The sequence below is a fragment of the Dietzia natronolimnaea genome (assembly GCF_002289575.1).
Taxonomy (GTDB): domain Bacteria; phylum Actinomycetota; class Actinomycetes; order Mycobacteriales; family Mycobacteriaceae; genus Dietzia; species Dietzia natronolimnaea_A.
Genome location: NZ_NTGA01000027.1, coordinates 1 through 23,158, shown reverse-complemented (window position 1 = coordinate 23,158; position 23,158 = coordinate 1). Strand labels below are relative to the sequence as shown.

At 70.5% G+C, this 23,158-nt stretch carries 19 protein-coding genes and 1 pseudogene; 13 read left to right on the top strand and 7 right to left on the bottom strand.

The features are described from left to right. Positions 1-74 precede the first annotated feature (74 nt). Entirely contained in the window at positions 75-935 is an 861-nt protein-coding gene (locus CEY15_RS14645; protein WP_095719057.1) for a phytanoyl-CoA dioxygenase family protein, read from the top strand. A 39-nt stretch (positions 936-974) separates the two neighbouring features. Here the strand turns inward: CEY15_RS14645 and CEY15_RS14640 are convergent, their stop codons facing one another. After that, a complete protein-coding gene (locus CEY15_RS14640) occupies positions 975-1,886 on the bottom strand; it encodes a LysR family transcriptional regulator (protein ID WP_095719056.1) in 912 nt (303 codons plus the stop codon). Between the two features lie 150 nt (positions 1,887-2,036). Here CEY15_RS14640 and CEY15_RS14635 point away from each other — a divergent pair, with 150 nt between their 5' ends. Beyond that, positions 2,037-3,272, top strand: a complete 1,236-nt coding sequence (locus CEY15_RS14635; RefSeq protein ID WP_176475134.1) for a Glu/Leu/Phe/Val family dehydrogenase — start codon at positions 2,037-2,039, stop codon at positions 3,270-3,272. A 141-nt stretch (positions 3,273-3,413) separates the two neighbouring features. Here CEY15_RS14635 and kstR read toward each other — a convergent pair whose 3' ends face one another. Then, positions 3,414-4,163 carry a cholesterol catabolism transcriptional regulator KstR gene (kstR, locus tag CEY15_RS14630; RefSeq protein WP_095719055.1) on the bottom strand — a complete coding sequence of 250 codons (750 nt, stop codon included), beginning with the start codon at positions 4,161-4,163 and terminating at the stop codon, positions 3,414-3,416. Positions 4,164-4,329: 166 nt separating this feature from the next. Here kstR and CEY15_RS14625 point away from each other — a divergent pair, with 166 nt between their 5' ends. The 6 genes and pseudogenes from CEY15_RS14625 to CEY15_RS14605 all read left to right on the top strand — a co-directional run bounded on the left by CEY15_RS14625 (position 4,330) and on the right by CEY15_RS14605 (position 11,703). After that, on the top strand, positions 4,330-6,561 hold the full coding sequence (locus CEY15_RS14625; RefSeq protein WP_095719054.1) for an acyl-CoA dehydrogenase: 2,232 nt from the start codon (positions 4,330-4,332) through the stop codon (positions 6,559-6,561). A gap of 44 nt (positions 6,562-6,605) precedes the next feature. Further along, positions 6,606-7,700 (top strand): annotated as a pseudogene (locus CEY15_RS19090) (acyl-CoA dehydrogenase family protein); the annotation flags it as partial. Between the two features lie 42 nt (positions 7,701-7,742). Beyond that, positions 7,743-8,960 (top strand): acyl-CoA dehydrogenase family protein, encoded by a 1,218-nt coding sequence (locus CEY15_RS19085; RefSeq protein ID WP_342744912.1) that lies wholly within the window; start codon positions 7,743-7,745, stop codon positions 8,958-8,960. Between the two features lie 45 nt (positions 8,961-9,005). Further along, complete coding sequence (locus CEY15_RS14615; RefSeq protein WP_095719052.1) at positions 9,006-10,088, top strand: bifunctional MaoC family dehydratase N-terminal/OB-fold nucleic acid binding domain-containing protein; 1,083 nt, start codon at positions 9,006-9,008, stop codon at positions 10,086-10,088. Further along, a complete protein-coding gene (locus CEY15_RS14610; RefSeq protein ID WP_017836006.1) occupies positions 10,085-10,519 on the top strand; it encodes a MaoC family dehydratase in 435 nt (144 codons plus the stop codon). The genes CEY15_RS14615 and CEY15_RS14610 overlap by 4 nt, the downstream gene beginning before the upstream one ends. Then, positions 10,516-11,703: a lipid-transfer protein gene (locus tag CEY15_RS14605; RefSeq protein WP_095719051.1), complete on the top strand. Its 1,188-nt coding sequence runs from the start codon at positions 10,516-10,518 to the stop codon at positions 11,701-11,703. The genes CEY15_RS14610 and CEY15_RS14605 overlap by 4 nt, the downstream gene beginning before the upstream one ends. Positions 11,704-11,724: 21 nt before the next feature. On the opposite strand, the gene CEY15_RS14600 is transcribed toward CEY15_RS14605, so the two are convergent. Further along, positions 11,725-12,804, bottom strand: a complete 1,080-nt coding sequence (locus tag CEY15_RS14600; protein ID WP_245847638.1) for an alpha/beta hydrolase — start codon at positions 12,802-12,804, stop codon at positions 11,725-11,727. Between the two features lie 187 nt (positions 12,805-12,991). On the opposite strand from CEY15_RS14600, the gene CEY15_RS14595 reads away from it, so the two are divergent. Then, positions 12,992-14,641, top strand: coding sequence for an AMP-binding protein (locus CEY15_RS14595; protein ID WP_095719049.1), 1,650 nt, complete (start codon positions 12,992-12,994; stop codon positions 14,639-14,641). Positions 14,642-14,650: 9 nt separating this feature from the next. On the opposite strand, the gene CEY15_RS14590 is transcribed toward CEY15_RS14595, so the two are convergent. Both CEY15_RS14590 and treS read right to left on the bottom strand, forming a co-directional pair. Next, positions 14,651-16,036 (bottom strand): maltokinase N-terminal cap-like domain-containing protein, encoded by a 1,386-nt coding sequence (locus tag CEY15_RS14590; RefSeq protein WP_017836010.1) that lies wholly within the window; start codon positions 16,034-16,036, stop codon positions 14,651-14,653. An 11-nt stretch (positions 16,037-16,047) separates the two neighbouring features. Continuing rightward, positions 16,048-17,859 (bottom strand): maltose alpha-D-glucosyltransferase, encoded by a 1,812-nt coding sequence (gene treS / locus CEY15_RS14585; RefSeq protein ID WP_017836011.1) that lies wholly within the window; start codon positions 17,857-17,859, stop codon positions 16,048-16,050. A 43-nt stretch (positions 17,860-17,902) separates the two neighbouring features. Here treS and CEY15_RS14580 point away from each other — a divergent pair, with 43 nt between their 5' ends. The 3 genes from CEY15_RS14580 to CEY15_RS14570 are packed head-to-tail and all read left to right on the top strand — an operon-like array spanning position 17,903 to position 19,663. Beyond that, positions 17,903-18,205 (top strand): hypothetical protein, encoded by a 303-nt coding sequence (locus CEY15_RS14580; protein ID WP_031264614.1) that lies wholly within the window; start codon positions 17,903-17,905, stop codon positions 18,203-18,205. Next, on the top strand, positions 18,202-18,609 hold the full coding sequence (locus CEY15_RS14575; RefSeq protein WP_017836013.1) for a hypothetical protein: 408 nt from the start codon (positions 18,202-18,204) through the stop codon (positions 18,607-18,609). The genes CEY15_RS14580 and CEY15_RS14575 overlap by 4 nt, the downstream gene beginning before the upstream one ends. A 10-nt stretch (positions 18,610-18,619) precedes the next feature. Next, the gene (locus CEY15_RS14570; RefSeq protein ID WP_017836014.1) at positions 18,620-19,663 is read left to right on the top strand and encodes an LLM class F420-dependent oxidoreductase; all 1,044 of its coding nucleotides are present in this window, start codon (positions 18,620-18,622) and stop codon (positions 19,661-19,663) included. An 11-nt stretch (positions 19,664-19,674) separates the two neighbouring features. On the opposite strand, the gene CEY15_RS14565 is transcribed toward CEY15_RS14570, so the two are convergent. Together CEY15_RS14565 and kstD are read right to left on the bottom strand one after the other, a co-directional pair. After that, a complete protein-coding gene (locus CEY15_RS14565; protein WP_095719048.1) occupies positions 19,675-20,535 on the bottom strand; it encodes a MaoC/PaaZ C-terminal domain-containing protein in 861 nt (286 codons plus the stop codon). A 2-nt stretch (positions 20,536-20,537) separates the two neighbouring features. Further along, complete coding sequence (gene kstD / locus CEY15_RS14560; protein ID WP_042329070.1) at positions 20,538-22,286, bottom strand: 3-oxosteroid 1-dehydrogenase; 1,749 nt, start codon at positions 22,284-22,286, stop codon at positions 20,538-20,540. A 60-nt stretch (positions 22,287-22,346) separates the two neighbouring features. Between kstD and CEY15_RS14555 the strand changes: the two genes are divergently transcribed. Next, a complete protein-coding gene (locus CEY15_RS14555; RefSeq protein WP_095719047.1) occupies positions 22,347-23,132 on the top strand; it encodes a 2-keto-4-pentenoate hydratase in 786 nt (261 codons plus the stop codon). Positions 23,133-23,158 lie beyond the last annotated feature (26 nt).

Genomic DNA, 23,158 nt, shown 5'->3' with positions numbered 1-23,158 from the left:
GGTGGTCAGTACCCTCCTTACGGTCGAGGTCAGAGGCGGGCATACGAGGTCCGCCGGCCACCGAGAGGAGCTGCATGGCACTGGCCGTCGACGACTACGTCACGCGCGTGACCACCACCCCGACCATCATCGACAGGCCCGACCCGGTGGTGTGGTCCCGGGCCGACGATCCCGAGATCCAGCGATTCGCCGAATTCGGCTACGTGCAGCGACAGGGCGCACTGGACGCGGGCAGGGTGGACGCCTGCCTCGAGGAGGTGCACCGCATCGGTGCCGACTCCACGATGGCCACCTACCCACGGGTCATCCGCGAGGCCGGCAGCGACGCCGTGCGATCCATCTTCGACGTCCACATCCTGAGCGAGGTAGTGCAGGAGGCGGTCGAGTACTCCGGTGCCATCGAACTCGCCCGCGAGATCCTCGGCTCGGACGTCTACGTGCACCAGAGTCGGCTCAACTACAAGCCCGGCTTCGCAGGCGGTGCGTTCTACTGGCACTCGGACTTCGAGACGTGGCACGCCGAGGACGGCATGCCCCGTCCGCGGGCGTGCAGCGCCTCCCTCGCCCTCACCCGCAACGAGGTGTACAACGGCCCGCTGATGATCATGCCGGGGACGCAGAAGTACTTCGTCCAGTGCGCCGGCGAGACGCCGGAGGCGTACTACGAGGAGTCCCTCGTGAGCACGGCGCCGACGATCGGTGTGCCGTCCGAGGGGCACATCGCGGAGCTGTACCGCTCGCACGGACTGGACGTCCTCACGGGCGGGGCCGGGTCGATGACGATGTTCGACTGCAACACCCTCCACGCCTCCGGGGGGAACATCAGCCCGGTGCCGAGGGCGAACGTCTTCGTCGTCTTCAACAGCGTGGAGAACGAGCTGGCCAGCCCCTTCGCGGGGACTCCGCGACGACCCGACTTCCTCGCGCGGCGCTGAGACCCGGTGGCGTGCCCGCGGACCGGGTGCGGTCAGGTCCTACGGGGTGTCGAGCCCCAGGCCGAGGGCGGCCTCGGTGAACGCGTCCACGAAGGCCTGCAGCGGCCGGCGCCGGGCGTCCCGTTCCCGGTAGGCGATCGAGACCGTCCTGGTCAGGCCGTCGCTCAGCGGTAGTACGTCCACATCCGCGGTCGTGGTGCTCAGGCCGAGGTCGGAGGCCAGGGTCACGCCGAGGCCGGCCGTTATCAGGGCGAGTGCCGTCGACTGCTCGCCGGCCTCATGGCGGATGTCCGGTTCGAACCCCGCCTCGCGGCACGCGAGCCGCACCGCCCTTCCGAAATGCGAGCGGGGGTGGGCCAGGACCCAGGGCCTGCTCGCGAGGTCGGCCAACGCCACCTCGTCGGCGTCGATCCACCCGCGGGGGGCCACGACATGCAGGGATTCCACGGCGATCGGGGCACGGGTGAGTTCGGGGACGCGAGCCATCGTGTAGCTGGAGTAGTCCAGGACGAACGCCAGGTCGAGGGACCCGTCCCGGACGGCGCCCGTGGTGTCCTCCGGGGCGAGCTCCCGGCTCCGCACCCCGATACCCGGGTGGTCCCGGGCGAGTACCCGGATCCCCTCCGGCAGCAGCCTGGTGGCCACCGACGCCCAGACGCCGGCGGTGAGAGTCGTGCCGACCCCGGCCCGGGCCGACTCCATCGCGTGCCCGGCGTCCTCCACCGCGGAGAGGATGGTCTCCGCGTGCCCGGCGAGGACCACCCCGGCATCGGTCAATCCGATCCGCCGGCCGCGCCGCTCGAACAGAGGGGTCCCCGCCTCCCGTTCCAACAGCGCGAGCTGCTGGGAGACCGCGGAGACCGTGTAGTCCAGGGCCCCGGCCACAGCGGTCACGGTCTCGCGGCGCTCCAGCTCGCGAAGCAGCCTGAGTCGGTGCAGTGACGGCTCCATGGCCCCGAGAATAGGGGCTGACCGGGGACAGTGCAGAAAATCTGAACGGTCAGGTCCATCGATTCTCGCTGGACCCGGCCCCGTTCCCGCTCCCATCCTGGAATGACCCCGACGGAGAGTCGGACACAGGCGTTTCAGGAGGCGAGCACGATGACATCCATCGAGATTCCGGGTAGCACCGCGACGACCGGGTCCGTGCCGGTGGCTGTTCCCGCTCCGCCCGCGGAGCGGACCACCACGCGTGAGCCGTACCTGCGGCTGCACTGGAAGGACGACATCACGGGCGCTCGCGGCTTCCTCGTCGTCGACACCCTGGTCGGTGGCCTGGCCACCGGGGGCACCAGGATGCGAGCCGGCTGCACCCTGGGTGAGGTGGAGGACCTGGCCCGGGGCATGACACGCAAGACCGCGGCGTTCGACCTCCCCGTGGGCGGCGCCAAGGGCGGGATCGACTTCGACCCCAAGGATCCGCGCGCCGTCGAGGTGTTGTCGAGGTTCTGCGAGGCGATGCGCCCGTTCCTCGACCGTCACTGGGTGACCGCCGAGGACCTGGGGGTCCCGCAGCACCTGATCGACGAGGTCTTCGCGGGCCTGGGGATGCGGCAGTCCTACCACGCCGCCATCGAGCGTTCCGGGGATCCCGCCGCGACCGCCGCGCGCATCTTCCGCGGGCTCACCGCCGAGGTGCCCGGCGGGTTGCTCGGCGACGTGATCGGCGGGTACGGGGTGGCGCAGGCGTGCCTGGCCGCGGCCTACGTCCGCGGCTGGGACGTAGGCCGCACGACCGTCGCGGTCCAGGGCGTGGGCACGATGGGTGGAGCGGCCGCCTGGTACCTGCACGAGGCCGGCATGACCGTGGTCGCGGTGGCCGACGCCGCCGGGACCCTCTACGACCCGGCGGGCCTCGACATCCCCGCGCTGCTCGCCACCCGCGACCGCTTCGGTGAGATCGACCGCGCGGCCGTTCCCGCCCGGGTCCAGTGTCTGGGGCGGGAGGAGATCATCGGGATGGACGTCGACGTCCTGGTCCCCGCCGCTGTCTCGTACGCCATCACCGCGGACAACTGCGCGTCCGTCACGGCGCCGATCGTGGTGGAGGCCGCCAACGCCGCCACCACCATCGACGCCGAACTCGACCTGACGGCGCGCGGGATCGCGGTGCTCCCGGACTTCGTGGCCAACGCAGGTGCGGTGGCCTGGGCCTGGTGGCTGATCCTCGGAGAGGTCGACGACCAGCCCGGGACCTCGTTCCTGCGGCTGAGCCGGGAGATGACGGCCAAGGTGTCGGACCTGCTCACCCGGTGGACCCCCGCGGACGGCCCGGTCCGCTGGACGGCCGACGTCTCGCACCTGGTGCGCGAGGTCCCGCCGGTCGTCGTGCCCTGACCGGGGTGCGCTCGGTCCCCGGGCCGGGAAGGCGCCTCAGGCGCGCGCAACAACTGCAGCCGCACACGAGATTTCGTGTGCGGCTGCAGTCTTAGCGCGCGTGTGGGGAGGGTCGAGCGGCGGCGCCCGATCAGGCCCTGGTCAGGCCCCGGCCGCGGCGTCGGCGTCGGCCTCCACCCGCTCCTCGGCTGCCCTGTCCTCCGCAGCCCTGTTCCCCTTGCCGATCGCGGTGTGCAGACGCGCGCGGCGGGGTGAGTCGTCGGTGCCCAGCAGGAGGTCGATGGTCAGCCCCAGCCTGCTGTTGACGTCTGCGGCGGACGACCTCCTGGTGAGCCACGAGACGAGGTTCGACATCCACACGTCGGAGACCACGCGCGCGATCGAGAGCTGGACCTCGTCCGGCTCACCCTGGGCCATGGCGCGGGCGATGATCCGGTCCATGTAGAAGCCCACCTCCTCGACCTCGTTGGCCACCGAGGCGTCGGCGAACATGAACGCCCGGGTCATGGCCTCGGTGAGGTTGGGATCGCGCTGCATGGATTTGGTGATCATGTCCACCACGACCTTCATGCGCTCCTGGGCGGTGTCGCCGGGCGGTGCCGACCGTTCCGTGCGCTGGTCCAGCCGGCGGAACTCGCGGGCCAGTGCCGAGACCAGAAGGTGGACCTTGGAGGGGAAGTAGCGGTAGAGCGTGCCCACGGCGACCTCGGCCTTCTCGGCCACGGCCCGCATCTGGACCGCCTCGTACCCACCCTTGGCCGCGAGGGCCAGCGTGGCGTCGAGGATGCGACGACGACGCTCCCGCTGCGACGAGGTGCTGGGCTCGTCTGCGCGGGTGGCGGGATCGGACGCGGCTGGACCGGAACCGGTCTCGGTCGAGCTCTTGGTCATGAGGCGAGCCTCCTGGGCTGGCGACGGCCGATCGGGGGCCGGGTGCGGTCATCACGTCCTGCTGGTGCATTCTAGGACACGGTTGTTAGAACACGTTCTATTATGGGGGAGAGCGCCGGTCCCGGGACCCGCGCCGGTTCGAACCCCGTCGCGACGAGGAGCCACCGTGAGTATCGCCACCACCCCGGATCAGATCGAGATCCAGAACTCGATCAGGTCCTGGGCCAAGTCCGTCGATCCCGTGGACACAGTACGCGCACAGGAGACCGACCCGGACGCCTGGAAGGCACATTGGGCCCAGTTGGCCGAACTGGGGATCTTCGGCGTGGCCGTCGCGGAGGAGCACGGCGGGGCCGGGGCCGAGATCCTCGACCTGGCCTGCATGCTCGAGGAGGCCACCGCCCGGATGGCCCCAGGCCCGGTCCTGTCGACCACCGTCGCGGGCGTGCTGGTCTCCCGCGCCGGGGGCGAAGTGGCCTCCGCCCTGGGCGAGACCATCGCCGAGGGCGGGCTGCCGGTGGGCGTCTGCCTGGGCCACGGGGTGGCGACCCTCAAGGGGTCCACCACTGAGGGTCCGACCACTGAGGACACCACCACCGGGGGCTCGACCACCGAGGGTTCGACCACCGTGAGCGGCGACCCGGGTGTCGCCTACGGCGGGACCACGGGCGGCGGCATCCTTCTGGCGGTCGAGATCGGCGGACAGACCCGGTGGGCGCTGCTCGACGGGGACACCGCGGGACTCAGAGTGACCGCCGCGACCCCCTACGACCTGTCGGCCTCCATCGGCCACGTGACGCTTGAGGACGTGCGGATACCGGACGACCGCATCCTCGACGGCATCACCACGGACCATGTCCACCAGCTCTTCGTGACCCTCGCCGCCGCGGAGGCCGCCGGGGTCGCCGACTACGCGCTTACCACCGCGGTGGAGTACGCCAAGATCCGCGAGCAGTTCGGCCGGACCATCGGGTCGTTCCAGTCCATCAAGCACCTGGCGGCCGACATGCTCTGCCGCACCGAGCAGATCCGTGCCGCGGCATGGGACGCCGCCGCGGCCGCCGAGGACCTGCTCGCCAAGGACTCCGAGCTGCCCGTCGCGGCCGCGGTCGCCGGGGCGCTGGCCTTCGACAACGCCGTTCGCAACGCGCAGGACTGCATCCAGATCCTCGGCGGGATCGGCTTCACCTTCGAGCACGACGCACACTTCTACATGCGACGGGCGGGCGCGCTGCGCCAGGCGATCGGCGGTTCGGCCCGCTGGCGGCGCTCGCTGGCCGAGCTCACCCTGGCCGGCGCTCGGCGACACCTCGAGATCGACCTGTCCGAGGTCGAGGGTCTGGACTCCCGGCGCGAGGAGATCAGGGCCCTGGTGGCGACGGTCGCCGCGGTCTCCGGTGACGAGCGCAAGCGAGCCCTGGCGGACACCGGCCTGTTCATGCCGCACCTTCCCGAGCCGTGGGGACTGGGCGCCTCGCCCGCCGAACAACTCCTGATCGACGAGGAGCTCGAGGCCGCGGGCGTGAGCCGCCACAACATCACCATCGGCGGCTGGGCCGTGCCGACCATCCTGCAGGCCGCACCCGAGCACGCCGACCGGCTGGTCCGCGGCACCATGGCCGGCGAGATCACGTGGTGTCAGCTGTTCTCCGAGCCCGGCGCCGGCTCCGATCTCGCCGCGCTGCGCGCGACCGCGGAGAAGGTCGACGGGGGGTGGCGGATCAACGGCCAGAAGGTGTGGACCTCCCTGGCGCGCGAGGCCGACTGGGCCATGTGCCTGGCCCGCACGGATCCCGACGCCCCCAAGCACAAGGGCATCACCTACTTCCTCGTGGACATGAAGTCCGAGGGCATCCGGACCAGGCCGCTGCGCGAGATCACCGGTGAGGCGCTGTTCAACGAGGTCTACCTAGAGGACCTGTTCGTCCCCGACGAGTTCCAGGTCGGACAGGTCAACGACGGCTGGAAGATCGCGCGCACGACCCTGGCCAACGAGCGTGTGGCGATGGGCGGCGGCTCCTCGCTCGGCGAGGCCGCCGAGGAGATCATCGGGCTCATCCGCGCGGCGGGGGCCCAGGAAGACGCCCTGGTCCTGGACGAGCTCGGCAGGCACGTCGCCGACGGGGTGGTGGGGAGCCTGCTCGACCTGCGCACCGCCCTGCGGACCCTTTCCGGCTCCGGCCCGGGCGCCGAGTCCTCCGTCCGCAAGATCGTGGGCGTGCGCCACCGCCAGGACATCGCCGAGTTCGGGCTCGAGCTCACCGGTACCGGCGGCGTCGAGTTCACCGAGCAGGGGCGCAAGTTCCTCATGGTCCGCTGCCTGTCGATCGCCGGCGGCACGGAACAGGTGCTGCTCAACGTGGTCGGGGAACGCATCCTCGGCCTGCCCAGGGATTGACCGAACCCGTGCCTGAACCCCTCTCGACTAAGGACTGATCTGACGTGGACTTCACCCGTACCGAGACCCAGGCCGCCGTCGCCGAGGCCGTGGCCGGCGCACTCACCACCGCCGCCCCGGCCGACGAGCTGCTCACCGCCCTGCCCAGCCGAGGTGTCGCCGACGCCGGGTACGACGAGCGGCTGTGGTCCGCGTTCGCCGGGTCGGGCCTGCTCTCGCTGGGCCTGCCCGCCGCGCTCGGAGGCGACGACCTCTCGGTGGCCGACATCGCCGTGGTCCTCGAGGAGGTCGGCCGGTCCGGAGTGGTGATCCCCGCGCTCGAGACCCTCGGCTTCGGCGTCCTGCCGATCGTCGCCCTGGGCACCGCGGACCAGCAGAAGGCGCTCCTTGAGGGGATCGAGGACGGCCGGATCCTCACCGCCGCCCTCGCCGAGCCCGGGAGCCCGCTGCCGCTCGAGCCCACCGTGCGCCTTGACGGCGGGACGATCTCCGGCACCGCCACCGCGGTCCGCTACGCCGCCCAGGCCCGATCGGTCCTGGTGCCGGTGTCCACGGCCGAGGGTGCCCCCGTCCTCGTCGTCGTCGCCCCCGACGCCCCCGGGGTCACCCTGACCCCGACCCTCGGGTCGCTCGGTGTGCCGGAGTACGCGATGCGGTTCGACGCGACGCCGGTCGACGACGACGAGGTGCTCCGCGGCGCTGGGGACGGATCGGTTCTCGAGGAGTTCCGACGGCTCGTCCTGGCGGCCTGCATCGCCCACGGCGACGGCCTGGTCTCCGGTGCGTTGGACATGACCGCCGACTACCTCAAGAACCGGGTGCAGTTCGGCAAACCCCTCGGCTCGTTCCAGGCGGTCCAGCAGGAGCTGGCCGACGTCTACATCATCTCGCGCACGCTGCACGTCATCGCCCAGTCGGTGACCTGGCGGGTCTCGGAGGGGCTCACCGGCCCGGCCGACCGCTACGCCACCGACCCGACGATCGGCGCCTACTGGCTGGCCACCGAGGGGCCGCGGGCGGTGCAGATCCTGCACCACCTGCACGGCGGGGTCGGGGTGGACATCACGTACCCCATGTTCCGGTACTCATCGGCCGTCAAGGATCTGGCCCGCTTCGTCGGCGGCGCGCAGTCCCACCTGGACGACCTCGCGTCGGCGGTGGCGTCCGATCCCGTCGAGCACGTGGCGCCCGCCCCCGCCGACGCCGGCGCCGGTGCGGCTCCGGAGGGCACCTTCATCGACCTCACTCCAGACCAGCGGGCACTGCAGGCCGAACTCCGCGAGTACTTCTCCACGCTCATCTCGCCCGAGGAGGCCGCGGACATCGCCACCACCCGCCACGGCGACACCTACGCGACGATCATCGAGCGGATGGGCCGGGACGGGTGGCTGGGCGTGGGGTGGCCCACCGAGTTCGGCGGTAAGGGTTTCGGCCACATCGAGCAGTTGCTCTTCACCAACGAGGCCACCCGCGCCGACGTCCCGCTACCCTCGGTCACCCTGCAGACCGTGGGCCCGACCCTCCAGAAGTACGGCTCCGAGGCGCAGAAGGAGAAGTTCCTCCCCGGCATTCTCGACGGCTCGATCCACTTCGCCATCGGCTACTCCGAGCCCGACGCCGGCACCGACCTCGCCGCGCTGCGGACCACCGCCAGGCGCGACGAGGCGACCGGCGACTGGATCATCAACGGGCAGAAGATGTGGACCACCGGTGGCCACCACGCCGACTACATCTGGTTGGCCGCCCGCACCGGGGCCCCGGACTCGCGGCACCGCGGGCTGACCATCTTCATCGTCGACACCACCGACCCCGGGTTCTCGTACACCCCGATCATCACCTGCGACGGCGCCCACCACGTCAACGCCACCTACTACTCGGACGTGCGCGTCCCGGCGGACATGGTGGTGGGCGAGGTCGACGGCGGGTGGAAGATGCTCACCACCCAGCTCAACCACGAGCGCGTGATGCTGGCCCCGTCCGGCCGGCCGGGCGGGTACTACGACGAACTGGTCGGCTGGGCCCGCGGCACCGGGGCAGACGGGGTCCGGCACCTGGACAGGCGGGAGGTCCGGCGCGGGCTCGCCGAGATCTTCGCGTTCGTCCGACTCAACGAACTGCTCAACTGGCAGGTCTCCTCCGCCGGGGAGAACCCGTCGATGGGTGACTCGGCCGCGTCCAAGGTGTTCTCCACCGAGAGGATCCAACACGTCGGTCGGATCATCGAAGAACTACTGGGCCGCTTCGGTGACCCCACCGATCCCGACACCGCGAAACTGCAGCGGTGGTTCGACATGATGAACAAGCGCAACGTCGTGATCACCTTCGGGGGAGGCGTCAACGAGGTCATGCGCGAACTGACCTGCATGGGCGGTCTCGGCATGCCCCGCACCGCCCGCTGACCCGACCCTCTGTCAGCCCGCCCACGAACGAACGAGAAGGCACTCATGAGTGACGAGCAGGCCGCCCGCATCCTGGCCGCCGCCGAGGAGGTTCGAGCCTCCGGCGGCAGTGCGCGCCGCGCGGGCCGCGATCCCATCAACACGCCGATGATCCGCAACTGGACCGAGGCGATCGGGGACGTCAACCCGATCTACACCGACGAGGCCGCGGCCGGTGCGGCCGGTCACGGAGGCCTCGTGGCCCCGCCCGCGATGGCGCAGGTGTGGACCATGCGCGGTCTGGGGAAGGCTCGGGAGGCCGACGACCCGCTGGGGCGCATGACCGACATCCTCGACGCAGAGGGCTTCACCTCCGTGGTGGCCACCAACTGCGACTCGACCTACCACCGGTACACCCGCCCGGGCGAGGAGGTCACCATCTCCTCGGTGCTCACCGACGTCGTGGGACCCAAGACCACGGGCCTGGGGGAGGGCTGGTTCTTCACCACCCGCAACTACTGGCGGGTCGGCGACGAGGTCGTGGCGGAGATGGATTTCCGGATCCTCAAGTTCCGCCCCGCCGCCCGCGCCACCGAGCCCGCCGCCGAGCCCGCTGTGGCGCCCGCCGGGATCGTTTCGAGCTCCGGTTCCCCCACTGACGACCTGGTGGTGGGCAAGGTGATGCGCCCGTCGGTCTCGCACGACACCCGCTTCTTCTGGGACGGGGTCCGAGCCCACGAGCTGCGCATCCAGACGCGCGAGGACGGCTCGCTGCAGCACCCGCCCGTCCCGGCGCTGTGGAAGGACAGGTCCGAGCAGACCGACTACGTCGTGGCCTCCGGCCGCGGCACCGTCTTCAGCTTCGTCACCCACCACGCCCCGCGCGTCCCGGGACGCACCCGGTTCCCGTTCGTCATCGCCCTCGTGGAACTGGAGGAGGGCGTGCGGATGCTCGGTGAGCTGCGCGACGTCGACCCGGCCGAGGTGTCGATCGGCATGCCGGTCGAGGTCGAGTTCCTCGACATGCCCGGCGACCCCGGTGAGGACGCCGCGTTCGGCACCGAGCCGTGGACCCTCTACGCCTGGCGCCCGGCCACCGACCGCGCGACCACCGACCGTGCCACCACCGATCAGGAGGAGTCGAAGTGAGCGATCGAGTCATCTGCCCGGCCGAGCCGCCCGCGGTGGCGGTGGGGGACCGTCTGCCCGAATTGACCATCGAGGGGACCCCGACGTTCATCGTGGCGTCCGCCTTGGCGACCCGGGATTTCCAGGACGTGCACCACGACCGCGACCTGGCCCATGCCAAGGGCTCGAAGGACATCTTCGTCAACATCCTCACGGACACCGGTCTGGTGCAGCGGTTCGTCACCGACTGGGCGGGACAGCGCGCCCGGATCACGTCGATCAGGCTGCGCCTCGGAGTGCCCTGGTACGCGTACGACACGCTCACCCTGGCCGGTGAGGTCACCGGGGTCGACGACGACGGGCTGGTCACGCTCACGATCGTCGGCACGGACTCGTTGGGCGCGCACGTCACCTCGACGGCGACCCTCTACATGAACGGAGACCCGCAGTGAGCACCCTTGCGGCCGGATCACTCGCCAACCGGGCCGCGATCGTCGGCATCGGTGCCACCGACTTCTCCAAGGACTCGGGCCGCTCCGAACTGCGCCTGGCCGCCGAGGCCGTGCACGCTGCCGTCGCCGACGCGGGCCTGCAGCCGTCAGACGTCGACGGCCTGGTGTCCTTCACGATGGACACCAACACGGAGATCGCGGTGGCGCGGGCCGCCGGCATCGGCAGCTTGAACTTCTTCTCCCGGATCCACTACGGCGGCGGCGCGGCGTGCGCCACCGTGCAGCAGGCCGCGATGGCCGTGGCGTCCGGGGTGGCCGAGGTGGTGGTCTGCTACCGGGCGTTCAACGAGCGATCGGGGATGCGGTTCGGCCAGGTCAACTCGGCCCTGGTGCAGCAGGTCAACTCGTCCGGGACGGACAACGCCTTCTCCTACCCGCACGGGCTGTCGACCCCGGCCGGGTTCGTGGCGATGGTCGCCCGGCGGTACATGCACGAGTACGGAGCCACGAGCGAGGATTTCGGCCGGGTCGCGGTGGTGGACCGCACCCATGCGGCCGTCAACCCGAACGCGTTCTTCTACGACAAGCCGATCACGCTCGCGGATCACCAGAGCTCGCGCTACATCGCCGAGCCACTGCACCTGCTGGACTGCTGCCAGGAGTCCGACGGCGGTCAGGCGATCGTCGTGACCACCCCCGAGCGCGCCCGGGACCTGCCGCACCGTCCGGTGTCGATCGCGGCGGCAGCCTCGGGTTCGGGGCCTGACCAGTTCATCATGACCTCGTACTACCGCCCGGAGCTCGCGGGACTGCCGGAGATGGGGATCGTCGGCGACCAGCTGTGGGCGCAGTCCGGGCTGCGGCCGCAGGACATGGACATGGCGGTGCTGTACGACCACTTCACGCCGTACGTCCTCATGCAGCTCGAGGAGCTCGGCTTCTGCGGCCGAGGAGAGGCCAAGGACTTCGTCCGTGAACCGGGCGCGCTCGAGGTGGGCGGGCGGTTGCCGCTCAACACCCACGGCGGGCAGCTCGGCGAGGCCTACATCCACGGCATGAACGGCATCGCGGAGGGCGTGCGTCAGCTGCGGGGCGACTCGGTGAACCAGGTGCCGGGTGCGGAGAAGCTGGTCGTCACCGCGGGCACCGGGGTGCCGACGTCGGGCCTGGTGCTCACGGTCTGACCGCCGGTCTGACCCCGTGGCTCAGCTGCGCAGGCACCCGCGGACGAACGACCCGATGTCGCGCACCGCGAGCTTGGCCTCGGGGACCAGGGGGTGGAACACCTGGAACACGTGGAACTGGTGGGGCCAGAGTTGGAATTCGTGCCGGACCCCGTGTTCGGCGAACCGCTCGGCGAGCTTCTCGATCCCCCCGCAGAAGATCTCCTCGCCCCCGCACTGGATGAGGAACGGCGGCCAGTCCGGGGACGGGACGTGGTTGATCGGCGAGATGGCGGGGTCGTCCGGGTCCACCCCCGGGGCGTACTGGCGTCGGCACAGCTCGGCCAGGCCGAGGGCGAGGAACGGGTCCTTGCGGGTGCGGTCGCGGGCGGTCATGTCCGTGAAGTCCAGATCCACCCACGGCGAGAGCAGGACGACCCCCGCCGGCATCGCGGCCTGCTTCGCGCCGAGGGCGGCCACGAGTTGGAGGGCGAGGTTGCCGCCGGCGGAGTCCCCGGCCACCACGATGTCCTGCGCCCGGAAGCCCATACTCAGCAGCCACTCCCAGCCCGCGAGGGTGTCCTCGGTGGCCGCGGGGTGCGGGTGCTCGGGCGCGAGCCGGTAGTCGGGCAGGAAGACCGGCACGCCGGTCTCGCTGGCCATCCGCGAGGCGAGGGCCTTGTGCGACCAGGGGGATCCGAAGGTGAAGCCACCGCCGTGGATGTGGAAGATCACCTTGTCCGAGTGGAAGAACCGCTTGCGACCCACCCACAACCCGGGCACGGGACCGTCCGAGGACCAGTCGTTGGTCGTCTCGAGGGCGGCCGCCCGGCCGGCTCCGGAGGTCAGCGCACGAAGACGCCCGAGGGACACGTCGGTCGCCGGCATCTTGTCCAGGGCGGGGCGAACGAACATCCTCAGGCCGCCGGCGAGCCCGCGGGACCGGAGGGTCCCCTGCTCGCCGGGGCCCGTCAGCGTCGGCGTCCGGCCCGACGGTCGGTCCGCCTCGGGGGCGGCAGATCGGCGACCGTCCACCGGGACGGACCCCGTCCTCGTGGCGTGGGGCAGCATCAGGCCCCCGTCATAGGGCGCGCCGCTCTGTGGGGACCGCCGTGAACTCATGTCCAAAATGTAGGCGCTCACGGGCGCGGGGTCACGGAGAATCGCATTCGCGGGGGGAAGTATAGCTAGAACCCGTTCTATTTATTGGGGGTTTGACCTGATCAGGGTGCCGTCTGGACATGAGAACAAGTTCAGGTCACAATGTGAGGACAGCCACATTTTGACTGACCTCGCGAAGGATTCCGCCATGACCGAAGCTGCTGACCACTCGACCGATCCGCTCGCCGGCACCAATCCGGAGATGAACCAGGCCGCGGTGTTCGAGGCCGTCGTCGACACGATCCCGGACAACCCGTTGCTGACCATGGACGGTGTCGAGTACTCCTATCGCCAGATCGACGAACTCGCCAACCGGATGGGCCACCTGCTCCTCGCGCACGGCGCGGAGCCGCGCAGCCACGTCGCCCTCTACATGAAGAACAGCACCGCCCACATGGCGGCCATCCTCGGGTGCATGAAGACCCGGGTGGCCGGGATCAACGTCAACTTCAGGTACACCCCGCCGGAGCTGGTCTACCTCTTCAACGACTCCAGGTCGATCGCCGTGCTGGTCGATGCCGAGTTCGCCGAGACCATGGCCGCCGCGATCCCGGACCTCGAGACCGTCCGCACGGTGATCGTGTTCGGCGGCGTCCCGGAGGTCCTGGCCTCGGCGTGCGCCGCCAAGGGCCTCACCGTTGTCGACGGGGACACCGAATGGCCGGCGCAGTCGGCGGAGCGTGACTTCGAGCCCGTCCGTGGCGACGACCACTGGATCGTCTACACCGGCGGCACGACCGGCTTCCCCAAGGGCGTGCAGTGGCACATGTCGGACTACTTCTACGCGTGCCTGTCGGGCGGCAACCCCTACGGCGACAAGCGGCACAGCCCCGCCGAGGTGGCCGAGAACATCTCGCCCGACGGCGGGTTGAAGGTGGTCATCTCCGCGCCGCTCATGCACGGGGCGGGCCTGTTCACGCTGCTGACCTTCGTCAACCTCGGCGGCCACCTCATCATGTTCCGGGAGTTCGACGCCGCGGAGATCATCCGGGCCACGGCGGAACACAAGGCCCACATCCTCATGTTCGTCGGTGACGGCATGGCGGTGCCGCTGACGGACGAGCTGGTCAAGGCCACCGAGACCATGGACTTCAGCACGCTGTTCATGATGGCCTCCGGCGGCGGTATCTGGTCCAAGTCCAGTCGCGATCGGGTGCTCGAGGTGCTGCCCAACATCATCATCCGCGACAACTTCGGCGCCTCCGAGGCCGGTAACGACGGCGAGCTGGGGATGAACGAGTCCGGCGAGATGACCATCCCGGCCAGCCCGAAGCTCGGCGTGGTCGACGAGGACTTCCGACCCATCGAGCCGGGCTCGGACGAGGTCGGCTACATCGTCCGCCGCGGGCACCTGCCCCTCGGCTACTGGAACGACCCGGAGAAGACCGCCAGGACCTTCCCCGTGGTCGACGGCCGCCGCGTCTCGATCCTGGGGGACATGGGTCAGATCCGGGAGGACGGCACGATCGTGTTCCTCGGCCGCGGGTCGGGATGCATCAACACCGGCGGGGAGAAGGTCTTCCCGGAGGAGGTCGAGCAGGCGATCAAGGCCCACCCGGCCGTGCACGACGCGCTGGTCGCCGGGGCGCCGGACCCGCGCTACGGGCAGAAGGTCGCCGCGGTGGTCTCGTTCCGCGAGGGGCAGTCGGTCGAGCAGGACGATCTGTCGGAGTTCCTGCGGCAGTCCCTGGCGAACTACAAGGTCCCCAAGGTGATCGTCGACGTGCCCGAGATCCGCCGCTCGCCCGCGGGCAAGGCCGACTACAAGTGGGCCAAGGACCAGCTCCCCGTGAGCTGACGCACGACGCTAGTCCGTCGCGAGGATTCGCTCGACCGCGCCCAGCGGGACCCCCATCCAGCTGGGCCGGTTGCGCGACTCGTACACCACCTCGTAGACGGCCTTGTCCAAGGTGTACGCCCTCAGGAGCGCGCCGGTCTCGCGCGGGTCGGAGTCGCTGACCTCAGCGTACCCGGCGCAGAAGGCGTCGACGTTGCGGTCCCGCCACTCCCGGGCCCGGAACCGCAACTGCCGGTCGTCGACCCCCACCAGCGTGTGCTGGGCGGCGTAGTCGAGACTGCGCAGGATCCCGGCCACGTCGCGGGCGGGGGAGTCCGGCACACGGCGCTCGGCCAGCGGGGCGGACGGTTCCCCCTCGAAGTCGATGATGATCCACCGGTCCGGGGCCCGGAGGGCCTGGCCCAGGTGCAGGTCGCCGTGGACGCGGTGGACCGGCACCGGCCCGGACCCGGCGACCTCGTCGAAGACCGCCCGCGCGGCGTCGGCGAACCCGTCGAGCGCGGGCACCTCGGCCACCGCGTCGTCGAGCCGCGCCCGCATGCCCGCCACGATCTCGGAGCCGTCCCGGGTGGTGGTGCCCGTCGCGGCCGCGAGGTCGTCGTGGACCTGCGCCACGGCCGCCCCGAGCCTTCTGGACTCGTCGGCGAAGTCGGTCCCGACCTCGTCCGCCAGCAGGTCGGCCTCCGCGAACAGGTCGCGCACGCTCGCCGTGGCCATCGCCCACCCGTCGGCGGCGCCGGCGAGGAACTCCTGGGCCATGGCCAGCGTGGTGGCCCCGTCGGCCCCGTCGGCCCCGTCTGCCATGTCGTCCTCGAGTTCCACCCAGCCCCGCAGCGACGCGACGGCCGGGCACTCCCGACCGGCCAACGCGGCGTGGAGCTCCACATCGGGGTTCAGCCCCGGTTGGACCAGGCGGAACACCTTGACCATGAGGTCGTCGCCGAAGACCAGGGACGAGTTGGACTGCTCTCCCTCGAGCAGCCTGCCGCGGGCGGGTTCAGGGGCCGGGGCGCCCTCCACCAGGCGGAAGCGCAGACCCCCCACGTGGTCCTGCGCGGCGAGGTGGGTCACGAGCGACTCGGTCCCGCGCGGGTCGCGCAGTCCGTCGTAGACCACCGGTGAGGCGCCCTCCGGGGTCAGCGGGAGCGCCCGGCGGTCGTCGGGCAGGGACTCCGCGGTGGCCAGCGGGACCTGGTAACGCTGCGGCCGACCGTCCACCTCCACGTCCACCAGCAGGTGCTCCACCAGGACGTCCTCGTGGTCCAGGAGGATCACGCGCCGGGCGATCCGCACCGCGGACAGCCGCCGGCCCTTGCCCGCGAACCACCGCTGTCCGGGAAGCCACTCGGTCAGCAGTGTGACCATGGTGTCGTCGTCGACCGGGGGGATGCTCATGGGAGTGCCTCTCATGCCGGTGTCTCGGTGGGACTGCGCAGCTCCAGCCAGTAGAAGCCGTACCCGGGGAGGGTGAGCTGGTACGGGTCGGCGTCGATCTCGGGAAACGGGACCCCGCCGGTGAGCTCGGTGGGTCGGCGGCCGGCGAACCCCGAGAGGTCGAGTCGCACGGCCTGCGGGAACCTCGAGAGGTTGTTGACACACAGGATCACGTCCGCCTGCGGGTCCTCGTCGGGGGACCCCATCGTCCGGAGGTAGGCCAGGATGCTGGGGTTGGACCCGCCCAGGTCGACGAACTCGCCGCGCCCGAACGCGGGGTGGCTCTTGCGCACGTGGATCATGCGACGCGTCCAGTGCAGCAGGCTCGCGGTGGAGTTGAGCTGCGCCTCGACGTTGACGCCCTGGTACCCGTACTGCGGGTCCATGATCACCGGCAGATAGAGCCGGCCCGGGTCGCAGCGGGAGAAGCCGGCGTTGCGGTCGGGGCTCCACTGCATGGGTGTGCGGACGGCGTCGCGGTCGCCGAGCCAGATGTTGTCTCCCATGCCGATCTCGTCGCCGTAGTAGAGCACCGGCGACCCGGGCAGGCTGAGCAGCAGTGCCGAGAACAGTTCCAACTGGTTGTGGTCGCCGTCGAGGAGCGGGGCCAGGCGCCGCCGGATGCCGATGTTGGCCTTCATCCGCGGGTCCTTGGCGTACTCGGCGTACATGTAGTCGCGTTCCTCGTCCGTGACCATCTCGAGTGTCAGCTCGTCGTGGTTGCGCAGGAAGATGCCCCACTGCGCGGAGGAGGGGATGTCGGGGGTGTGCGCGAGGATCTCCGTGACCGGGAACCGGGACTGGCGCCGCACCGCCATGAAGATCCGGGGCATCAGAGGGAAGTGGAAGGCCATGTGGCACTCGTCGCCCACCTCGGGCTCGCCGAAGTACTCCACCACGTCCTCGGGCCACTGGTTGGCCTCGGCCAGCAGCACCCGCCCGGGGTACTCCTCGTCCACGACCGCCCGGCACTTGCGGAGGAACTCGTGGGTCTCCGGCAGGTTCTCGCAGTTCGTGCCGTCGCGCTCGAAGAGGTACGGCACGGCGTCCAGGCGGAACCCGTCGATCCCCAGGTCCAGCCAGAACCGCAGGACGTCGATCATCGCGTCCTGGACCTCGGGGTTGTCGTAGTTGAGGTCAGGCTGGTGGGAGAAGAAGCGGTGCCAGTAGAACTGCCCCCGCACCGGGTCGTAGGTCCAGTTGGACGTCTCGGTGTCGACGAAGATGATGCGGGCGTCCGGGTACCGGGTGTCGTCGTCGGACCATACGTAGAAGTCCCCGTACGGCCCGGTGGGGTCGGAGCGCGACTCGGTGAACCAGGCATGGGTGTCGGAGGTGTGGTTCATCACCAGGTCGGTGATCACCCGGATGCCCCGCTGATGCGCCTGGTCGAGGAATTCGACGAAGTCCTCGACGGTGCCGAACTCGGGCAACACGGCGCGGAAGTCCCGGATGTCGTACCCGCCGTCGCGAAGCGGCGAGTCGTAGAACGGCGGCAGCCACAGGCAGTCCACCCCGAGCCACTCCAGGTAGTCGAGCTTCTCCGTGAGCCCGCGCAGGTCCCCGGTGCCGTTGCCGTCCGAGTCGTTGAACGCCCGCACCAGCACTTCGTAGAAGACCGCGGACTTGTACCAGTCACGATCGATCTCGAGCTCGGCCGCGTGCCGGTAGCTGTCGGCACTGGGCTCGACCACGTGCCCGTCGTCGGTGAGCTCGGGCTCCGCGTGCCGGGGATCGGGGTGGCGGGGATCGGCCTGGTGTTGGTCGGGCTTGTGGCGCGACATCGGAGACATGGGGGCGAGCCTACGGCCCAGTACGATCCGTTGCATGTGGAAAATCGGCCCGGCGGAGCGTATCCGCGGCCTGAGGGGCGTGGATCCCGCGCGGTCGTACCGCGGGCGGCACGGCCGCCGGGCGCGCGCGCTGGCGGCGTTGCTGGACGGCGACGACGACGAGGTGGTCGTCCGCCCCTGGGAGGTGCGACTGCCCCGGACGGTCATCCTCGCCGCGGCCCGGAGCAGGGGGCTGGAGCCGGTCGGCGCCCCGGGGGAGCTCGCGCGACGCGGACCGTGGCTGGATCCGATGCGCTTCGTCAGGTCGGACGGCGCCCGCTCGGCGGACCGGCGATGAGCATCGGATGGCTGCTGGTGCTGGTGGCGCTGCTGCCGATCGCCGCGTGGCTGGTGGCCCTCGCGGCGGTGGCCGGCCGCCGGGCGCTGCGACGCCGAGGGGATGACCAGACGCGGCGCCTGCGACTGGCGCGGATGCTGGGGTCCGCCGACCTCGTCGTCGTCCCCACCTCGGACGTCGATCTGCCGGAGTCCACCGTCCTGGCGGTCGCCACCGAGGCGGGGATGCGGTTTCTGGGGTACGAGCGCACCGACTCCCCGCTGCGTCGACGCGTCGGGGTGTTCGTGCGGGCCGGGGGAGAGGTCGATGCCGTGATCCGGGGCGACGCCGCGATCCTGGGCGACGCCGCGATCCGGGGCGACACCGGGCCGACCCGCGGCCGGGGCGCCCCGACCCCCCGGTAGCGTTGCCCCCATGCGCATCGGAATGGCTCTCAACTACAGCGGCGGGTTCGCCGAGACGGCCGCGGAGGCCGCCGACCTCGAGCGGGCGGGGCTGGACATCGCGTTCGTCCCCGAGGCCTACTCGTTCGACGCGGTGAGCCAGCTCGGCTACCTCGCGGCCAAGACCTCCACCATGGAACTGGCCTCGGGCATCCTGCAGATCTACACCCGTACGCCCACCCTGACCGCCATGACCGCCGCCGGCCTGGACTTCGTCTCCGACGGCCGCTTCACCCTGGGCCTCGGCGCCTCGGGCCCGCAGGTCGTCGAGGGCTTCCACGGCGTGCGCTACGACGCCCCGCTCGCCCGGACGCGCGAGGTCATCGAGATCTGCCGCAAGGTGTGGCGCCGGGAGAAGGTCGTGCACGACGGGGCCAAGTACCAGATCCCGCTGCCCGCCGACCAGGGCACGGGCCTGGGCAAGCCGCTCAAGCTCATCAACCACCCGGTGCGCTCGACCATCCCGATCGTGCTGGCGGCGCTCGGACCGAAGAACGTGGAGCTGGCCGCCGAGATCGCCGACGGGTGGCAGCCGATCTTCTTCCACCCCGAGAAGGCGCACGTGGCGTGGGGCGACCCGCTGGCCAAGGGACGCGCGAAGCGCGATCCCTCGCTCGGTGAGCTCGAGGTCTACGCCGGACCCCCGCTGGCGATCTGCGAGGAGAGCGAGGTCGCGGGCTACCTGGACTTCGTCCGTCCGCACCTGGCCCTCTACATCGGTGGCATGGGCGCCCGCGGCAAGAACTTCTACAACGAGCTCGCCTGCCGCTACGGTTACGAGGCCGAGGCCGCCCGCATCCAGGACCTGTACCTGGACGGTAAGAAGGACGAGGCCGCGGCAGCGGTGCCCGACGAGCTGGTCCGGTCGGTCTCGCTGATCGGCCCCCAGTCGTACGTGGCCGAGCGGGTCGAGGCGTTCCGTGAGGCCGGGGCCACCACCCTCACGGTCGTCCCGATGGCGATGGACGCCCCCGGCCGGATCCGGTTGGTGGAGCGGTTCCGCGACCTCTGCTGACCGGTTCGTGGTCAGGCGAGGTCGACCACCACGTTCTTGAGCACGGGGGCGTCGTCGCGATCGGCCACCGTGGCCGCCACGAGTAGGCGCGAGGCGTCCTCCCATACCCGGACCCGCATGGTCTCGCCCGGGAAGAAGATGCCGCCGAACGTCACGCCGTAGCCGCTGACCCGCTCGACGTCCCCGTCCAGGACGTGGTCCACGACAGCCCGCAGCACCATTCCGTACGAGCACAGGCCGTGAAGGATCGGCCTCGGGAACCCGGCCGCCTCGGCGAACGCCGGATCCGAGTGCAGCGGGTTGCGGTCCCCGCAGAGGCGGTAGAGCAGCGCCTGCTGGGGCAGGCTCGCGACCTCGATGGTGTGGTCGGCCTCCCGCTCGGGGTACTCGACCTTCTCCGAGGTCCCGCGCTCGCCGCCGAATCCCCCCTCGCCGCGCGCGAAGATCCCGGACCGCGAGGTCCACAGCTTCTCACCCTCGGTGGAGACGGTCTCGGATTCCTGGATGATCACGGCCGCCGAACCCTTGTCCTGGATTTCGGCGATCCTGGTCGTGGTGACGGCGGTGCCGGCAGCGGGGATGGGCCGGTGCAGGCTGACCGACTGGCTTCCGTGGACGACCTTCGCCAGGTCGATCTCCACCCCGGGGAAGGACACCCTGGGCGCCTCGGTGACGTTCATCGTGGCCGCGACGGTGGCGAACGACGGCAGCACCTTCGGGTTCGAGTCCTCCACGTACCGCAGCCCGGCCGTGTCCATCGGGTCCCCGGCAGCACCGACTCCGAGCGCGTACAGCGCCACGTCGGAGGCGGTCCAGGAGAACTCCTGCGAGGGGAGTTCGGCCCCCAGGGCCTTCGAGAGGTCGATCGGCACAGTCAGACTCCCGTCTTGTCGATAGTGGTGGGTGCGGCGGCGGTGGATCCGGCCGTCGCGCCGGCCAGAATGTGTTCGACCGCGAGGTACCCGAAGACCATCGCGGGACCGATGGTCGCCCCGGGCCCGGCGTAGGTGTGTCCCATGACCGGCGACGACGCGTTTCCGGCCGCGTAGAGTCCCTCGATCACGGAGCCGTCCGACCGGAGCACGCGGCCGTGGACGTCGGTGGTCGCCCCGCCCTTGGTCCCGAGGTCTCCGGGCACCATCTTGACGGCGAAGAACGGGGCCTTGCGGACGGGCCCGAGACTCGGGTTGGGCTTGTTGGTGGGGTCGCCGTAGTAGTGGTCGTACCCCGAGATGCCGCGCTGGAAGTCCTCGTCGACGCCCTTCTCGGCGAAGCCGTTGAACCGCGTGGCCGTCCGTTCCAGCGCGTCGGCCGGGACCCCGATCAGGCCGGCGAGTTCGGCCAAAGTGTCCGCCTTGTGGAAGTTCTCCGTCTCGAGCCACTTCTTCGGCAGCGGTTGCTTCGCCTGCAGTCCGGCGAAGAGGTACCGGTTCTTGTATTCCTGGTCGAAGATGAGCCAGGCCGGGACGTTCTCGCCCTCGGCTCCCTCCTGGCCGGCCGGCGCCTGACCGTACTCGCCGCCGTACATCCGGTGGCCGGCCTCGACGTACGGAAGCGACTCGTTCATGAACCGCTCGCCGCGCGAGTTGACGAGGAACGAGCAGGGCAGGGACCGCTCGGCCAGCGCGAACCACGGGCCGCGGGGGAGCAGGATCGTGGGACCCCACCAGGCGTCCTCCATGAGCGCCAGCTCCGCACCCAGCTTCTCCATGTATTCGATGCCCTCACCGGTGTTGCCGGCGGCGCCCACCGTCCAGGAGGTGGGGATGGGCTGACGCTGGTACTTGTCCCGCATCTCCTGGTTGTGCTCGAACCCGCCCGAGCCGATGATCACGCCCCGACGGGCGCGGAGCGTCTGCTCCTCGCCGCCGCGGGTCACGGTGATGCCCACGACCCGCTCCTCCAGGCCACTACCCTCGGTGACCAGTCCCGTCATCGGGGTGTTGAGCCACACCGGGACGCCCGCGTCGAGGAGACCCTTGCGCATGGCGCCGATGAGGGCGCGGCCCATGCCGACCATATTGGCCCCGCGGGCCTTGGCCACCAGCATGCGCATCGTCACGCGGACGGAGCGCCGGAAGCCCTTGGTGGTGGGGCGTTGGAGCAGGTTGAGCCAGCGGTAGTCCGACTGCTTGACCACCATGTTCGCCGGGGCCTTGGCGTAGGGGGGTTCGAGCCTCGACGCCTCGGATCCCAGTTGGCGGAGGTCGAACGGCCTGGGTTCCACGGACCTGCCACCGAGTCGTCCCCCCGGGGCCTCGGGGTAGTAGTCGGAGTAGTCCACCACCCACTCCAGCTCCAGGGGTGAGTTGGCGAGCACGAAGTCGAGGACCTCGGGGCCGCGGTCGACGTACGCGTCGATCCTCTCCGGGGCCACCACATCGCCGATGATCGAGCGCAGGTAGGTGCGGGCGGCCTCCGGGGTGTCCTGCACCCCGTCCCGCCGGAGGACGGAGTTCCCCGGGATCCACACGCCGCCTCCAGAGCGTGCGGTGGAGCCACCGTAGTGCGGCGCCTTCTCCACGAGGACCACGCTGAGGCCCTTCTTCGCTGCTGTGAGGGCGGCCGTCATGCCTGCTCCACCGCTACCGACGACGACGACGTCGAACTCCTGGTCTGCCATGTAGAACACGTTATAGAACCGGGGGCTCGAGCGCCAGACGATCGAGGTAGCATCCCCGTCATGCTCACCGAGGAGACCCGCGCCACACTCGCACAGCGACTCTGGGATGCCGAGGCCGAGGTGGCGTCCATCGCGCCGCTCACCGCCGACCACCCCGAGATGACCCCCGACGACGCCTTCGAGATCCAGCTCGTCAACATCCGTCGCAAGCTCGAGGCCGGCGCGGTGGTCACCGGCCACAAGGTGGGCCTGGCGTCCAAAGCGATGCAGGAGATGATGGGCGTCGACGAACCGGACTACGGCCATCTCCTCGACACGATGGAGTATCCGGAAGGGGCTCCGGTCGAGGCCGCGCGGTTCTGCTTCCCGCGCGTCGAGGTCGAGGTGGGGTTCATCCTCGGCGCCGACATCCCGCCGGAGGGGTGCTCTCAGGAGGAGGCTGCCGCCGCCATCGAGTGGGTCGTGCCGTCGATCGAGCTGATCGACTCCCGCATCCGCGACTGGAAGATCAGCCTGCCCGACACGATCGCGGACAACGCTTCGTCGTGCGGGTACGCCGTCGGTTCGCAGCGCGTGAGGCTGGCGGATCTCGACGTCGCGGCGATCGACGCGACCCTCTACAAGAACGGTGAGTTCCTCGCCTCCGGTCGCTCCGACGCGGTGCTGGGCAACCCGCTCAACTCGGTGGGGTGGCTGGCCTCGACGGTCGCCAAGTTCGGCGTTCGCCTGCGTAAGGGCGACGTGATCCTGCCCGGCACCGCGATTCGGGCCATGGACGCCGCTCCGGGCGATTCCTTCCGTGCCGAGTTCGCGGGTCTGGGCGAGGTCACGATGGAGTTCATCTAGGAGACTGCTGAACAAGCTGTGATCCT

Bases quoted from the DNA above. Each gene is read 5' to 3' on its own strand.
- kstD (WP_042329070.1), bottom strand. From the start codon at position 22,286: ATGGCAGACCAGGAGTTCGACGTCGTCGTCGTCGGTAGCGGTGGAGCA.
- CEY15_RS14640 (WP_095719056.1), bottom strand. From the start codon at position 1,886: ATGGAGCCGTCACTGCACCGACTCAGGCTGCTTCGCGAGCTGGAGCGC.
- CEY15_RS14555 (WP_095719047.1), top strand. From the start codon at position 22,347: ATGCTCACCGAGGAGACCCGCGCCACACTCGCACAGCGACTCTGGGAT.
- CEY15_RS14570 (WP_017836014.1), top strand. From the start codon at position 18,620: ATGCGCATCGGAATGGCTCTCAACTACAGCGGCGGGTTCGCCGAGACG.
- CEY15_RS14615 (WP_095719052.1), top strand. From the start codon at position 9,006: ATGAGTGACGAGCAGGCCGCCCGCATCCTGGCCGCCGCCGAGGAGGTT.
- treS (WP_017836011.1), bottom strand. From the start codon at position 17,859: ATGTCGCGCCACAAGCCCGACCAACACCAGGCCGATCCCCGCCACCCC.
- CEY15_RS14595 (WP_095719049.1), top strand. From the start codon at position 12,992: ATGACCGAAGCTGCTGACCACTCGACCGATCCGCTCGCCGGCACCAAT.
- kstR (WP_095719055.1), bottom strand. From the start codon at position 4,163: ATGACCAAGAGCTCGACCGAGACCGGTTCCGGTCCAGCCGCGTCCGAT.
- CEY15_RS14580 (WP_031264614.1), top strand. From the start codon at position 17,903: ATGTGGAAAATCGGCCCGGCGGAGCGTATCCGCGGCCTGAGGGGCGTG.
- CEY15_RS14645 (WP_095719057.1), top strand. From the start codon at position 75: ATGGCACTGGCCGTCGACGACTACGTCACGCGCGTGACCACCACCCCG.
- CEY15_RS14575 (WP_017836013.1), top strand. From the start codon at position 18,202: ATGAGCATCGGATGGCTGCTGGTGCTGGTGGCGCTGCTGCCGATCGCC.
- CEY15_RS14590 (WP_017836010.1), bottom strand. From the start codon at position 16,036: ATGAGCATCCCCCCGGTCGACGACGACACCATGGTCACACTGCTGACC.
- CEY15_RS14600 (WP_245847638.1), bottom strand. From the start codon at position 12,804: ATGAGTTCACGGCGGTCCCCACAGAGCGGCGCGCCCTATGACGGGGGC.
- CEY15_RS14635 (WP_176475134.1), top strand. From the start codon at position 2,037: ATGACATCCATCGAGATTCCGGGTAGCACCGCGACGACCGGGTCCGTG.